The sequence below is a fragment of the Rhodococcus sp. T7 genome (assembly GCF_009872365.1).
GTDB lineage: Bacteria > Actinomycetota > Actinomycetes > Mycobacteriales > Mycobacteriaceae > Rhodococcus_F.
This window is the reverse complement of sequence record NZ_WXYH01000056.1, coordinates 1-14,482: the sequence shown is the minus strand read 5'-3', so window position 1 is coordinate 14,482 and position 14,482 is coordinate 1. Positions and strand designations below refer to the sequence as shown.

General features: G+C 67.1%; 14 protein-coding genes and 1 pseudogene. 9 read left to right on the top strand and 6 right to left on the bottom strand.

All coding sequences use genetic code 11. The features are described 5' to 3' along the window. The 4 genes from MLGJGCBP_RS08370 to MLGJGCBP_RS08355 form a co-directional block, all read right to left on the bottom strand. On the bottom strand, window positions 1–334 hold a 334-nt coding region (locus MLGJGCBP_RS08370; protein ID WP_160094795.1), incomplete at its 3' end, for a hypothetical protein. Window positions 335–491: 157 nt separating this feature from the next. Continuing rightward, window positions 492–881 (bottom strand): hypothetical protein, encoded by a 390-nt coding sequence (locus MLGJGCBP_RS08365; protein ID WP_160094793.1) that lies wholly within the window; start codon window positions 879–881, stop codon window positions 492–494. Between the two features lie 130 nt (window positions 882–1,011). Further along, window positions 1,012–4,044, bottom strand: a complete 3,033-nt coding sequence (locus MLGJGCBP_RS08360; RefSeq protein ID WP_160094799.1) for a serine/threonine-protein kinase — start codon at window positions 4,042–4,044, stop codon at window positions 1,012–1,014. Window positions 4,045–4,279: 235 nt separating this feature from the next. After that, complete coding sequence (locus MLGJGCBP_RS08355; RefSeq protein WP_160094791.1) at window positions 4,280–5,704, bottom strand: sensor domain-containing diguanylate cyclase; 1,425 nt, start codon at window positions 5,702–5,704, stop codon at window positions 4,280–4,282. A 187-nt stretch (window positions 5,705–5,891) separates the two neighbouring features. Here MLGJGCBP_RS08355 and MLGJGCBP_RS08350 point away from each other — a divergent pair, with 187 nt between their 5' ends. After that, window positions 5,892–6,374, top strand: coding sequence for a hypothetical protein (locus tag MLGJGCBP_RS08350; protein WP_087562371.1), 483 nt, complete (start codon window positions 5,892–5,894; stop codon window positions 6,372–6,374). A gap of 79 nt (window positions 6,375–6,453) precedes the next feature. Next, window positions 6,454–6,666 carry a TOBE domain-containing protein gene (locus MLGJGCBP_RS08345; RefSeq protein WP_072943314.1) on the top strand — a complete coding sequence of 71 codons (213 nt, stop codon included), beginning with the start codon at window positions 6,454–6,456 and terminating at the stop codon, window positions 6,664–6,666. Window positions 6,667–6,708: 42 nt separating this feature from the next. Here MLGJGCBP_RS08345 and MLGJGCBP_RS08340 read toward each other — a convergent pair whose 3' ends face one another. After that, window positions 6,709–7,986, bottom strand: a complete 1,278-nt coding sequence (locus MLGJGCBP_RS08340) for a sensor histidine kinase (RefSeq protein WP_087562367.1) — start codon at window positions 7,984–7,986, stop codon at window positions 6,709–6,711. A 244-nt stretch (window positions 7,987–8,230) separates the two neighbouring features. Between MLGJGCBP_RS08340 and MLGJGCBP_RS08335 the strand changes: the two genes are divergently transcribed. The 4 genes from MLGJGCBP_RS08335 to MLGJGCBP_RS08325 all read left to right on the top strand — a co-directional run bounded on the left by MLGJGCBP_RS08335 (window position 8,231) and on the right by MLGJGCBP_RS08325 (window position 10,330). Further along, window positions 8,231–9,145 carry a hypothetical protein gene (locus MLGJGCBP_RS08335; RefSeq protein WP_160094789.1) on the top strand — a complete coding sequence of 305 codons (915 nt, stop codon included), beginning with the start codon at window positions 8,231–8,233 and terminating at the stop codon, window positions 9,143–9,145. A 370-nt stretch (window positions 9,146–9,515) separates the two neighbouring features. Beyond that, complete coding sequence (locus tag MLGJGCBP_RS51530; RefSeq protein WP_236580978.1) at window positions 9,516–9,677, top strand: hypothetical protein; 162 nt, start codon at window positions 9,516–9,518, stop codon at window positions 9,675–9,677. 135 nt (window positions 9,678–9,812) lie between these two features. Continuing rightward, the gene (locus tag MLGJGCBP_RS51525; protein ID WP_236580977.1) at window positions 9,813–9,971 is read left to right on the top strand and encodes a hypothetical protein; all 159 of its coding nucleotides are present in this window, start codon (window positions 9,813–9,815) and stop codon (window positions 9,969–9,971) included. A gap of 95 nt (window positions 9,972–10,066) precedes the next feature. After that, the gene (locus MLGJGCBP_RS08325) at window positions 10,067–10,330 is read left to right on the top strand and encodes a hypothetical protein (RefSeq protein ID WP_236580976.1); all 264 of its coding nucleotides are present in this window, start codon (window positions 10,067–10,069) and stop codon (window positions 10,328–10,330) included. 35 nt (window positions 10,331–10,365) lie between these two features. Here the strand turns inward: MLGJGCBP_RS08325 and MLGJGCBP_RS08320 are convergent, their stop codons facing one another. Next, entirely contained in the window at window positions 10,366–11,280 is a 915-nt protein-coding gene (locus MLGJGCBP_RS08320) for an exodeoxyribonuclease III (RefSeq protein ID WP_160094787.1), read from the bottom strand. Window positions 11,281–11,437: 157 nt separating this feature from the next. On the opposite strand from MLGJGCBP_RS08320, the gene MLGJGCBP_RS08315 reads away from it, so the two are divergent. From MLGJGCBP_RS08315 to MLGJGCBP_RS08305, 3 genes and pseudogenes are all read left to right on the top strand, one after another. Further along, entirely contained in the window at window positions 11,438–12,997 is a 1,560-nt protein-coding gene (locus MLGJGCBP_RS08315) for an LVIVD repeat-containing protein (protein ID WP_160094785.1), read from the top strand. Beyond that, window positions 12,987–13,641 (top strand): annotated as a pseudogene (locus tag MLGJGCBP_RS08310) (DUF305 domain-containing protein). Before MLGJGCBP_RS08315 ends, MLGJGCBP_RS08310 begins: the two are co-directional and overlap by 11 nt. Window positions 13,642–13,910: 269 nt before the next feature. Then, window positions 13,911–14,482 (top strand): acyl-CoA dehydrogenase family protein (locus tag MLGJGCBP_RS08305; RefSeq protein WP_201452999.1); only part of this gene is annotated, 572 nt, incomplete at its 3' end.

Genomic DNA, 14,482 nt, shown 5'->3' with positions numbered 1-14,482 from the left:
CGGTCGCCCCGGTGTTCACGTTCAGCCAGTGCACCCGCACGGCGTTCGCCTTCATGTTGTTACCCGGTCCGGGTATGCATGTGTCCGCACTGATCGGATTCAGGACGTAACACTCGCTCACGGTGCGCAACCGCACGACTCCGGGTACCCGGCCCGTGACTGCGTCGACGGTGAAGTAGGCGGCGAGAACCGGGCTCATCCCGATCGGTGGGACCTGCAGGGTCGTCACACTTTCCGTCGTGTCCTCGGGCGCCGCGACGGCGATGCCCTGCCCGGTCGCCGCGATCACCGCCGAGATACCGATTCCGGCGAGAATCATTCCTGCTCTACGCATCTGCACTCCCCCTACCTGCGCCGAGCCGTTCATTGCGAAGGGCCCTTCCCGCATCCTAGGGGCCGCGCGGGTGTCGCCGGATCGGAAGTTGCCGGATCACCGGAGTTGCTGCGGCATCCGCGATTGATCGGTGCAGCAACTTTCGACCGTACCGCCATCAGGCATGGATGCGGGCGCGGTCGAGTTGAGAGACCCGTTGCGGGCTCAGGTCGAGGATGACGCCGATGTCACGCACCGAGAGACCCGATCGGCGCAGTTGCGCCACCGCGGCCCGCGAGGCCCGCGCGGCGCATTCCTGCGCGTGGGCGGCCGACTCGATCTGCCAGTGGGCGGCGCGGGCCTCCATGAGCGCCGCCGAATCTCCGATTTCGTAGTCGAGTTCCACCTCGACGTCCTCGGCCGGCACACCCTCGAGCAGATGCACGGCCTCCGCCACGATCGCGGACACCTGATCGAGCCGCCGCGCCTGGGTGAGTGCGCCTTCGACTCCCGGAACCTCCACCACCCACGATCCGCCGCGACGGGTGGCCGTCGCTGTCACCTTCATCACGAACCTCCCGGCCCGAATCTCGTGTGCAAATTCGTCCTCCCGACCACAAGTCTAGTTCCCCTTTCCGAGCACAACGGCACGGACAGAAGACATTCAGAGTGCGCGATTGCCGGAAGACCACTCGCTTTCACCAGAAGTCGAGTGCCTGCGCGGTCGCGGTGGACTCGGCATGTGTGGGCCGGAGCGCACCGCCGATGGCGTAGACGGTGTGCCCGACCGTCGCGACGGACATCCCGTGAGCTCCGGTGGGCATCGGCGGCAACGCCGACCAGGTCGCCGAGGCGACGTCGTAGGCCTCGACCGTCGAGAGCACTTGGGTCGGCTGTTCACCGCCGACCGCGACGATGCGGCCGTCGATGTACGCCGCCCCGAGCCCGCCGCGCGGGGTGGGCATGCCGGGCAGCGTCGCCCACGTTCCCGCAGCCGGATCGAACCGTTCGACCGCGGCGGTGTTCTGATCCGACGCCAGATCGCGCCCGCCGATCGCGTAGAAGTACTTCCCGTCCGACACCCCGGCCAGATGCTCCCGGGGCGTCGGAATGTCCTCCACAGTCGTCCATTTCGTTCCGTCGAACACCTCCGTCGACGCTACCAACTCGCCGTCCGCCTGTCCGCCGGCGACCACGATCTCGTCACCCACCACGGCTGCGGCTCCGGCCGCCCGAGGCACGTTCAGCGGGGGCAGGTCCACCCAATTGCCGTCCCGCAGCGCGAGCACCCGGTCCGACGTCTTGCGGGTGAGGTTCGGCCCTTCCGGCACCCAGCCTCCGAGGACCACCAGTTCGCCGCCGTATTCGACGGCCATCGCATGATTGAGCGGGACCGGAAGATCGGGGCCGGCCTTCCAGGTGTCGATGGCCGGGTCGTTGCCCTCGACCTTCGGGGTCGACCCCACGTTGTCAAGGCCGCCGAACACCCAGATCGTCCCGTCCGCGACGGCCGTCGCGGTCTGCTGGCGGGCGATTGGCGCGTCCCGCAGCGGGCGCCACGCCGGTGCCCATTGGGTCTTGCGTGGCGCGATCTGCAGCGCCTCGGAAACCGCTGTCGATTCGGCGTGCGTGGGTTTGATGCCGCCGCCGACCGCGTAGACCGTGTTGCCGACCGCGCCGATCGCCATCCCGTGCCGCGGCGTGCGCAGAGCAGGCAATTGCGACCAGGTCCCTGCCACCACGTCGTAGGCCTCGACCGTGGACAGCACCCGGGTCGGTTCTTCGCCGCCGACCGCGACGATGCGGCCGTCGATGTACGCCGCCCCGAGCCCACCGCGAGGGGTGGGCATGCCGGGCAGCGTCGCCCACGTTCCCGCGACCGGATCGAACCGTTCGACCGCGGCGGTGTTCTGATCCGACGCGAGGTCGCGCCCACCGATCGCGTAGAAGTACTTCCCGTCCGAGACGCCGGCCAGATGCTCCCGGGACGTCGGGATTTGCGGGACCGTCGTCCACTTCGTCCCGTCGTACACCTCGGTCGGCGCCACCAGTTTGCCGTCGGCCTGTCCGCCTGCGACCACGATCTTGTCGCCCACCACGGCCGCGGCGCCGGCCGCCCGCGGCACGTTCAGCGGGGGCAGGTCGACCCATCGCCCGTCGCGCATGGCCATCACCCGAGCGGATGCGACGGCTGTCAGGTTCTGGCCTTTCGCTTGCCACCCGCCGATGAGAACGGGCTCGTCGTTGTAGGTGACGGCCATCGCGTGGTTGAGCGGGACGGGGAGGTCGGGGCCGGCCTTCCAGGTGTCGATGGCCGGGTCGAAGCCCTCCTGCCGGGCGGACACACCGCTGTCGTCCAACCCTCCGAAGACCCAGATGGTCCCGTCCGCGACCGTCGTCGCCGTCTGCTGGCGGGCGACCCGGGCGTCGGCGACCGGTCGCCACGCCGCAGTCGGGTCGACGGCCGGGGGCTCGCTCGCCTGCTGGGCGGTCGGTCCCGCGGTGCCGGGTCCCGATGCCTCTCGGTACACGAGGTAACCGCCACCGGCCAGCACCAGCGTCACCACCAGTGCGAGCGCAATCAGGATCCCGCGCCGCCGGGTGCGGGCCTGCCGATTGCTCCCCGGCACTCCCGGCGGCGGCCAGGGCGACGGCCCCGTCGGCGGCCAGAACGGGCCCGAGGGGTGCGACTCCGGCTGGATCTGCTCGGTCGGTGAGAAGAATCGGCGCTGACCGTCCGAATCTTCGAACCGAATTTGACGGTAGCCACTGGAATCCGCCGCCGACGGGTACGGCTCGGCCGGTGGGGCGGGCTCGAGGGGTGCCAGCGCCATCGCGTCCGAACGCAACCCGATGTGTCGCTGGGCGGCTTGGAGTTCGTGTCCGAACTCCTCGGCGGAGGACGGCCGAGCGAACGGATTCGACGCCATCGCCCTCTCGATGACGGCGCACACACCGTCCGGGATGCCTTGAGCGCGCAGGTCCGGCACCGTTTGGGTGCTGATCCTCACGAATTGCGCGACGAGTTCCTCGCCGGTCTTCCGCTCGAACGCCGCCCGCCCCGCGATCAGCGAAAAGATCGTCGCGCCCAGACCGTAGACGTCCGAACGCGCGGTCGGCGATTCCCCGTTGAGAACTTCGGGCGCGGTGAACGCCAGTGAGCCGGTGAACCCGCCGGTGGCGGTTTCGTAGCCGCCGGCGATGTGCGCGATGCCGAAATCGGTCAACTGCGGCTCGCCGTAGTCGGTGAGCAGGATGTTCGCGGGTTTGATGTCGCGGTGGAGGGTGCCGGTCCGGTGCGCCGTCTCGAGTGCGCCGGCCAATTTCACTCCGATGCTGATCGCCTCCGGCCAGGGCAGCGGACCTTCTCGGCGTATCTGCACTGCCAGCGAGTCGCGGGGGTGGTAATGCATGACGATGTACGGGCGACCGGTCTCGGTCACGCCGACCTGCAGAATGTTGACGATGTTCGGGTGGCCGGAGAGCCCGCCCATCGCGTAGCCCTCCCGCAGGAACCGCTCGCGGTTCTCGGAGTCCAGGTCCGACGTCAGGACCTTGATTGCGACGATTCGGCCGAGCGAACGCTGCAGGCAGCGGTACACGACACCGAATCCGCCCCGGCCGACCTCCTCGGCACCCGCGAAACCGGCAGCGTCCAACTCCGCCACGATCCCGTGGCCGACTGCGCGGATCGACGCCGCCTGGGTCGCGTCCGGGTCGAAATCTGCCATCGAGCGCCTCAGTTCCATCCGACATCCGTGCCGACGCACTGACCAGCGGTCGAAGACGCGAATATCTTTCTCTCACAAGGGCGAAACGCGGAATTCTCTCGTCGAATGTCGACGGGAACCGCCTTGTCCAGCAAGTATTCGGCGGGCCGCGACGCGCGTCAAGATGACAATTTCCCCACCCCAGGGTGCCTGGCGGTGGTCACGAATTCGTGCCGCATCGGCAACACCGCACCGCTCAGGCTCTGCCGCCACCCTGGAAGGTGTCGTCGTACAACGCATACCCGCCCGCTCCCGCTGCCTTTGCACGATACATCGCCGAGTCCGCCCGCCGAACGAGCTCTTCACGGGTGCACTCCGGATCGGACAGTGCAACACCGATACTGGCACTGATCGGCCACCCGAACGACCGTGCCCGGTTCAGGTCGGCGAAGCTACCTGCGATCCGGGCGGCAATCGCGACCGCCTCCGCCGCGCCCGCGACGTGTTCACAGACGACCACGAATTCGTCACCGCCGAGGCGGGCAACGGTATCGCCCGGGCGCACCGCCGACCGCAGATGCCGGGCGAGCACGATCAGTGCGTCGTCGCCGACCGCGTGACCGAGGCTGTCGTTGACGGTCTTGAAGTCGTCGAGATCCACCAGCAGTAGCGCCACGCGCGGGCCGCCGCGCGGCACCGCGTCCAGGGCCTCGTCGAGCCGGCGGCGAGCCAGGGTGCGGTTCGGCAATCCCGTCAGCGGGTCGTGCAGGCTCTGGTGCACCAACGCGGCCTCGGCCTCGATACGGCGGATCGCCGCGGAGAGCACGGCTGTAACCGAGCGCAGAAAGTTCAGGTCACGATCGGTGTATTCGCGGGGACGCAGACTGTGCGCCGTCAACACACCCCACACCGCCTCGGAGCCGATCGGAACGCACACCCCGCTCTGCAGCCCGCGCCCGTTCATCCCCGCCGTGGAGAAGCGGGTTTCGTGGACCCGATCGGTGCATACGACCACCGACCCGTTGGCGGCGGCGTATCCGGGCTGCGATCCCGGCCCCGGGGAGAACGTCGCCGGACCGGGCTCGGGTCCGCGGTAGGCGAGCACGGTGAGTTCGTCGTCGTCGGCCACCCGCGCGATCGACGAACAATGCACACCCATCAGCGCGGCCGCCGCGCCGGCCGCCGCCGTGAGGAGTTCGTCGAGGTCTCCGCCGACGGCGAGTTGGCTCAGGTCTGCGATCGCCTGCTGCTCCCGGGCCCGGTATGCGGACTCCCCCAGTGCGCGCTGCAGGCGTTGCTCGTCGTCTTCGGCGCCGCGGCGATCCTGGGCAATCGACCCGATCACCGACGGCCCGGTCTCGGTGGATTCCAGCACGAAGGTCGAAATCAGCATCGGGATCGGCGCGCCCGTGACGAAATGGCGAAACTCCGTCAACCCGGTCCACTCTCCCCGATCGGCCAGAGCCGACTCCACGTCACGCGCCTGCACGAGACCGACGTCGGTGAACAGCTCCGCCGTCGTCCTCGAGTACGCATGCACGGCATCACCGAATCCGAGGACCGCGACACCCGCGGGATTCACATACACGAGCCGACCAGACACGAATTCGGACACGAACACCAACGCCGGACTGTGTTCGAGGACCGCGAGCAGCATCCGCGAATCCGCCAGCGACTCCATGGACACTCCCTCCGCCGCGAACCTTCCGTCCTGCAACCGGCTCGACCTCCATCCACGATAGGCGTTCCCGGAAGTGACGCCTCGAGCGTCGTCACGCAATTGTGCCGCGCCTGCCCTCTCGAGTCCCGTCTCACGCACGCGGGCGTGGGACGTTGATTCCGCCTCGATGTAGGTGCACGATCGTGGCATGCGCAGAGCGCGCTGGCCGGCATTCGCGCCGCCGACAAGCAGTGGGACCGCAGTGCACGGCCCCACCATTCTCGCGTCCGGAACTCACCTCACGCTCGATCTCCTCGGAATCTTCGCGTTCTCGTCCGGAATCCACGTCCGTCTCGCATTGACTGCCACGGGACGCACCGCCGAGCGCGCACACCACGAGACACGGGTGCTGTCCGATCCGGCGGATCCCGACACCCAATGGTCGTATCTGTCGGTGCTGCTGCAGTTGGGGTCGGTCGTGGGTGTTGCCGACCCCTATCTGCCACGGTCCGGCTCACCCCGGAAGTGGGGTGGAGTGCCCGCCTACCGCACGGAGCCGAACTACTGGCTCGGCACGTGTACGCGTCCGCACGACATCATGATCTCGGCGGGGTGGCCGGAGATCGGCCTGGGACCGACCTGTCTGACGGCACTCCTGGAACCGAGTCCGTCGACCGTCCCATCCGACTGACTCGGGAGGTTAAACCTCGCCAATTCCGGCGTGGTTGCGGCTAGCGTCGGAACCACAGGCCCCGAGACGGAGGTTCACGATGCGGTTGTCCACCCGGAACCAGCTCACCGGAACGATCACCGAGGTCACCCTCGGCAGCGTGATGGCGACAGTGAAGGTGCGTCTCGACGGAGGCGAGCAGATCGTCACCGCGTCCATCACGAAGGAGGCGGTCGAGGAACTCGGTCTGCAGGCCGGCGTGGCTGCGACGGTGCTCGTGAAGTCCACCGAGGTGATGCTCGGCGTCGAGTGACGGACGCCGCCCGGGCCCGGTTCCGGCCAGGGGAACTCCCTGCTAGTGCGCCGAGAGTGTGAGGGAATCGGACGCTGTCACGACCTCGAACGGCATCTCGATATGGGCAACCGTCCCGGAACGTGATCCGGGACGGACCGAGAAGCTGCCTCCGGCCGCGACGACACGGAGTTCGTGCGACGTCAGTCCGATGTGCCCTCGGCTGAGACTGCGGTCTATCGCCTCACGGGAGATGCCGCACCCGTCGTCGGTGACGTCGAGGACCGCATGCTCACCCGTCCGGGTCAGCTCCACCCGGACGGCACCCGCTCTCGCGTGTTTGACCACGTTGCTGAGCAATTCACGCGCCGCGCTGAACAGCACGTCGTCCGCCGACGTGCGTAGGTCGTCGTCCCATTCCACTGTCTGGAGATCCACGTCGAAACCGCCGCGCGCCTGGGCCGATCGGACGATGTCGCCGAGAGCGCGGGCAAGTCCGACGCGGTCGAGCACCGTGGGATGGAGTTCCGAGACGGTCGCCCTGAGCAGGGACGCGGACTCTGTGAGTGCGTGCGTGATGCGATCGACGGCCTCCGGATCGGCGCCGCCGGTGAGGTCGTCGAGATCCATCTTCGCGGCCAGGACGAATTGCAGCGCCCCGTCGTGGAGCTGCTCGGACAACGCACGTCGTTCGCGCTGTTCGAGGCCCATCAGCTCGGCGAGCAGGGCGGTGCGGTCGTGGACGAGGTGACCGATGGTGAGCACCCTGGATCGTTGAATTCGGCTGAGCACGACTGCGCCCGCCGAGAGGATGGCAAGTGCCATCGTACTGAGCAGGATGGACGACCACGGTTCCTCGTTCGACGCCATCGTGGCCCAACTGGCGGCGAGGAACACCAGCACCGTGGGCACGACCACGGCGGCGCACACACCCGGGCGAAGCTGAGTGCAGGCCAATAGCGGGATCACGAACAGTCCGTTGGTCAAGATGTCTGCGGTCCAACTCTGTTGCGCCGCAATACCCGTCAACAGAGTGAGGCTACCGATGACCGCGAGGTCCACGAACAGGGCGAGCCACATCGCGTTCACCGGGCCCGGACCGCCTCGACGGGTCCACAGCGCGAGCCCGACGGTCCAGAATGCGTAGCCGATCAGGATCGCCAGGCACACATTCGCGTCGTTCATGGGCGGGACGAACAGCAGTGTCAACGCGATGAAGAGGGCGAGCAGACCACGCAGTGCGAGTTGGAGGTGCGCGCCGCGATACGCGTGCTCGAGGACGATGCGCTCGAGATCCGGGCTGCCGCCGAGATCCGCGGGTAATACCGATGACTCAGCCATGGAACGGCCTCCTCGGCCGGGCGACTCCGACAGGACGATCCGGGTACATCAACTGCTGGACCTGCGACAATGCTCCAAAATTCTAGCACCGCCGAGTTCTCGAATCGTGGGATCGGCGGACCACGTCCGCTCGCCCACCACCAGCAGGTTCGGGGCCGATCCGTCGATGCGACGCGACACCCTGGTATTCGTGGGAACATCTCATGCGATCGGTCCCGCGGACCGAACAGAAAGGGTGTGACGCATGACCAGGATTCGACGGCGGTCGGCGGTGGCTCTGGCCTCGATCGCCGGTGCCTCGTCTCTTCTTCTCGCTGGCTGCACCCAGGATGCGTCGTCGACCGACGGCACGGAATCGGCCGCACCTGCCGCCACCAGCGAGTCACCGGCAGCCGAGCCGGCGGTCGACGGCGTCGACGCGAAGCAGTACGCGTCGAGCGACCAGGCAGGCGGCGCATACGGCTTCGTCACGCCGTCGGGAAAATGGCTGTGCGCGATCATTCCCGGGGAGAAGCTCGCCGGATGCGCATCGCATCCCACCGGGGGTCCTTTGGGAGTCCCGGGCACCCCGCAGATCGCGTCGCCGGACGGCGGCGCGCCGGCCGAGGCCAACCTCATCGCGGTCGAGGCGGGGAAGGAGCCGAATTTCCAGAACCGGGACCAGGCACTGTTTCCCGGCAACGCCACTATCCTTCCGTACGACACCACCCTGGCGATCGACGGATTCAGTTGCAATGTGCAGTTCTCGGGAGTCTCGTGCCGGGAGGACGCGACCGACAAGGGCTTCACCGTCGCCACCAACGGGTACAAATTCGAATTCACCCCGCTGCCGGTGAGCATTCCGAGCGCGAGCCCACCGCCGATCGCGCCCACCGTCGCACCGCTCCCCCAGCAGGCTCGCGGATCGAATCAGTGTGGCCCCGTTACCTACCCGGAGACTGGAAAGCCCGCGACGGTGGTCATCGTGAAGGGGACGCTCCGCTGCGACGAGGCGCACACGATGCTCACGAAATACTTCACCGGACGCGACAAGAGTGAATCGGAGTACAGCTTCGACGGGTGGGAATGCCGCCTCGCGGGAGACCCGGAATCGGCGGAGATCGGCTACACGATCAACTGCACCGACGGCAACGGGAACACCGTCGTCGCGCAGCCGTAGAAGGCACGTGTGCGCCCATCGTCGCCCCGCCGTGCCGACAGTCAGCGCCTGACTTCCGGCCCCTACCGCGCATCAGTACCGGCATTCATCGCGGACCAGGCCCTTTCGCTGAGCAGCGAACTGTAGGGATTGACGGAAGAAGCGGCCACCGAACTCGCCCGGTTCGATGTCGAGGTCGGCCACATCACCGCACCCTTCGCCTCCATCCTGCTGCGCACCGAGAGTGCGTCGAGTTCGGAGATCGAGAACCTCACGAGCGGGGCACACCAAATCGCGCTGGCCGAACTCGGTGAGCACGCCTCCCGCAACGCGCGCCTGATCGTCGGAAACGTCCGCGCAATGCAGGCTCGGACCGCACACCGCACAGATCGTGCCCCCGCATCACGACCGGATTCCCGAACTGATCGACGACCTGATCGCCTTCGCCAATCGGGTCGATCTGCCCGTCATCGCTCAGATAGCGGTCGCTCATGCGCGGTTCGAAACCATCCCCCGTTTCCGGACGGCAACGGGCGCGTCGGTCGTGCGCTGATTCAGGCGATGCTTCGGGCAGCTCACGCGCAGCGTCGCCGCCCCGGTGTCCGCGGGGCTACTTCACGACACGAGAGCGTATTTCGAGGCGCTCGGCCACTACCGGTCGGGGACATCGAGCCGATCGTCCGCGCGATTGCGGAAGCATCGCATCCGCGTCACGGCGAGGCGGGACGCGGCGGTGCACCGACTGGTCAACCTCCTTCTCCGCCAACCGGTGGTCGACAACAAGCTGGTCATGTCTGCGCTCGCAGTGACCGGCGCCAACGCGCAGATCGCCATCCGGGCCCGATGAAGTCCCAGCGGGACTCGTCTCCCGATGTCTACGCTGACGCCATGCACCCACCTGATGACCAGGCCGGTACCTGGGAAGGTTCGTGGCTCGCGGCGATGACGGTGATCAAGAGCGCTCAGCAGGTTTTCACACCGGAGAAACGCCCGCCTTCCGAGCTCATCCCGCTCGTCGAACCCCTGAGTCGTCTGGGCGATGCGCTGCGTGCGACACCGCCCGACCCCGAGGAGTCGCGCCGTCGCGCGGCCGACCTGGTCGCCGATCGCGACCTGATCACCTGGGCTTGTCGGCCGGACCAGCCCAGCGAGATCCGGGAATTCGGGTTCACCTTGGCTTTCCTGTCCATGAAACCGACCACCTGAGGCCACGCTCCCGCCTACGCTGCGACCCGCACAGCTCAGAAGTCGTAATCGACGACGACCGGCGCGTGATCGCTCATCCGGCGATCCGCCGCCGGGTCCCGGTCGGTGCCGGCTGTGATCGCAGCCCGTGCCAGTTGCGGCGTCGCGAGGTGGTAGTCGATGCGCCAGCCGACGTCGTTCACGAACGACTGTCCCAGCCACGACCACCACGAGTACGGACCGTCGACGTCCGGATGGTGTCGCCGGACGACATCGACGAGGGTGCGCGGCGACACGATGGAGTCGAACCACTCGCGCTCCTCCGGCAGATAGCCCTCGGCCTGATTGCTGCGCCGCCAGTTCCGTACGTCGTGACGGGTGTGCGCAATGTTGAGGTCACCCATCAACAGCAGTTCCCTGCCGCGTGCGCGAGCCGTACGGCGCGAGCGGGTCAGCTGGCGTGCAAACACGGACAGAAATCGCATCTTGCGGTCGTAGCGGGCGCCCCCGTCGGGGGCCTCCCGCATCCGTCCGGGCTTCTGGAGATGGGCAGGCAGTCCGCCCTTCGGCAGATACATCGAGACGACGGTGATCGGCGACTCGGCGAGGTCGACCTCGATGTACCGGCCATGATTCGCGAACTCCCCCAGACCCCGAGCCAACGGCTCCGGATCCAGTTCGACTCTCTCGATGTGCGTTTCACCCGGCGCCTGCACCAGCGCCGTACCGCTCCACGTCCGAACCGCGACGGGCGGGCGCCGAGTCAGGATCGCGACACCGTTGCGGCCGGCGAACTCACCCTCGTCGTATGCGAGGTGATAACGGCCGAACACCCCCGGTGGTATGGCGGCGGCACGAGCGCGGACCTCCTGCAGCGCGACGACGTCGGGTTCACGCTCGCCGAGCCACTCCTCGAAGCCACGCCGCTGCGCCGCGCGGATCCCGTTGATGTTGAATGTCGCGATTCGCACGGGACACAGTGTAGGGATCCGTCCCTCCCCTCCCCCACTCCGGCGGGGTCGTCGCCCGCCCGCACGCGGGTTCCGCAGAGTTGACCGATTTGTGTGTGAACTCGAGTACTGATTGCTAGCGTTCGCGTAGTCGAGTCCACGGCGGGGGGAGTTCGTGATGCGGATCGCCAGAATGCGGCGAGGTGTGGCTACCTCAGCCCTCGCGGTGTCGGTCGTTCTCGGGGTCGCGACGAGCCCCGCGCCCGCCGTCGCGTCGGCCGAGACGTTCTTCTTCAACGACGTCGGATCGACAGCCGTCCCTCGGGCGGACTGCGGTCCCGGTTCGCTGCCGGAGACGGGTATGCAGGGCGACGTTCCGGCCGAAGACCGTAACAGCGGACGAAGCACTCAGGGTTATCGGTGCAACATGTCGCTGATCGGGGGCCTGCAGGATCGCGGGGGTGGCCTGCTGTCGGTGACGTATGACCACTGCTCCTACACCAGCACGTTCTTCCCCGGGAACCTGCTCGACTCCGACACGCCCGGCGTGCAGGTGCTCGACGTGTCGAACCCCGCCCAGCCGGTGCTGTCCACGACTCTGAACGAACCCGCGATGCTGGGCGGCACCTGGGAGAGTCTGAAGGTCAACAAGGCACGCAAGTTGCTCGCGGCCACGGCGGTCCCGGCCGCTCTAGGCACCGGCTACTTCTCCGTCTACGACATATCCGACTGTGCCCACCCCCGGTTGCTGAACCGAGGTGCCGGAACCGACGTCACCATGCCGCTGCCGTTCATCTCGCACGAGGGCGGCTTCTCCCCCGACGGCAACACTTATTGGGTGTCGGGTCCCGCCCCAGGATTCCTCACCGCCATCGACATCAGAAACCCGGCCGAACCACGGATCACCTGGCAGGGACTGCACGGACTCGGCGGGCACGGTTTCGGCATCACCCCCGACGGGAACCGGATGTACCTGTCCAACCTCGGGGGGATCACCGTCCTCGACATCAGCGCGGTGCAACGCGGCGACCCGTATCCCACCGTGCCGCAACTCGCCACCTATCTGTGGACCGACGGTTTCTTCAATCAGCACAGCATTCCGGTCACGTACGGGGGGAAGCCGTATATCTTCACCGTCGACGAAACCGGTGGCGGTGGGATCAAGGTCTTCGACGTCGCCGACCCGGCGCACGCCGACATCGTGCAGAAGATCAAGCTCGAGATCCAGCTTCACGCCAACACCGCCGCGAACCTTCGGTCCTCGCAAGGCGGCTCGGTCTTCTCCTACGATCCGCACTACTGCGTGGTCGACCGCCCCACGGACCCGACCGCGCTCGCGTGCTCCTGGGAGTCGTCCGGGATCCGCGTGTTCGACATCCGCGACCTGGACGGCATCCGGGAGATCGCGTACTACAACCCGCCGGCGCAGACCGGCAAGAATCTCCAGTTGACCAACTCACCACATGCGCTGTCCTCTCTGATCGGTGTGTCGCTCTTCGATTTCGTTCCGCTCGCCCGAGCGGCCTTCGAGGGCAAGACGGATCCGCGGGTCGCGTTCGGTCCGCGCACGGGGATGGTGGCGTTCGGCGACCTGTCCGCGGATTGGTGCTTCTCGCCGCCGGAATTCCACGGCAACCAGATCTGGACCTCGTGCAGCGACAACGGTTTCATGGCGCTGCAGTTGGACGACTCCGTCTATGAGGCACCGACGAATCAGGCTTCGACCTATGGGCAGTGACACAGGGAGTTCGCCGTTCCGCCGTCCCCTTGTCCTGTTGCTGTGCGCCGTGCTGCTCGGTGCCGGCGGGGTTGCGGCCGGAATGTGGCTGCAGTCGGTTCGTGGTACCGGCGCCGTCGGGGTTCAGTTATCCTCCGCGGACGTCGGTTTCGCACAGGACATGTCGGTACACCACGAGCAGGCGGTGCTGATCGCCCAGACACTGCCGCAGGACGTCGACCCGCAGATCCGGGTCATCGCCCGACCAGATCGTCGTCGCGCAGACTTCCGAGATTGCGACGATGCGTGGCTGGCTCAATCTCTTCGACGAATCCTTCACCGCAGCGCATCCGATGCAGTGGATGCACGGTTCCGATCACGTCATGAGCGAACAGGGCGGCGCACCGATGCCGGGAATGGCGAGCACCAGCGAGATCACCCGCCTCGCCGGCCTGCACGGAGCAGACGCGGAGGCACTTTTTCTGCAACTCATGATCCGGCACCACCAGGGAGGCGTCGACATGGCCGAGGCCGCCATCCACGCGGTTGCCTCGGAACCGGTCCGCAGCGTCGCACGCGGAATGATCCGCGACCAGAGCAACGAGATCGCGGTGATGACAGCACTACTCGGCACCCGAGACGCGAATCCGCTCCCCCACCCTTAGGTCGATCCACTCGATCGTGATGGCAGGTCAGCGGACGACTGTCGAGAGGTAGAGCCGGTTTCCCCAGCCCCCCGGTGGTGCCTCCTGCCGGATCGACTTCACTCGGGTCTTTGTACGGCCACATTTCCTCACGAGTGGCATTCATGTCAATCGCAATCTTCTCAGCTGTGCGACGTTGCTTGCAGCAGAGGGAATGACAGCATTGCCGATAGGGTCTAGATTTGGCCGCACAAATAGATGTAGCCTTTTGCACAACCGAAGGAGCCTTCATGACGCATCGGCCGTCGCAGCCGCGTACCGATTCACCGCGGTATCTGACCGAGGACCGCCTGGCGATCCGGGATCTGGCTCGCGAGTTCGCGATGACGCAGGTGCTGCCGGTCGCGAACGAGTTGGATCCGGTGCAGGGCACGATCCCGGACACGTTGAAGAAGGCGATGGCCGAGGTCGGGTTCTTCGGGATCATGATCCCGGAGGAGCACGGTGGTCTCGGGTTGGGGGTGTTCGAGTACTGCCTGGTGGCGGAGGAGTTGTCGCGGGCGTGGATGAGTGTGTCCGGGTTGCTGGCCCGCGGCAACGGGATGGGCGGCGGGTTCACCCCGGAGCAGGAGTCGGCGTTGCTGCCGAAGGTGGCGCGCGGTGAGTACCTGGGGGCGTACGCGTTGTCGGAGGCCGAGGCCGGGTCGGATGTGGCGAACATTTCCTGCCGCGCGGCCCGCGACGGCGACGACTGGGTGGTCAGTGGCACGAAGATGTGGTGCACCTACGCCGACGAGGCCGATTATCTGGTGTTGTTCGCGCGCACCGACCCGCACAAGGATCCGGCGAAGCCGCACCGCGG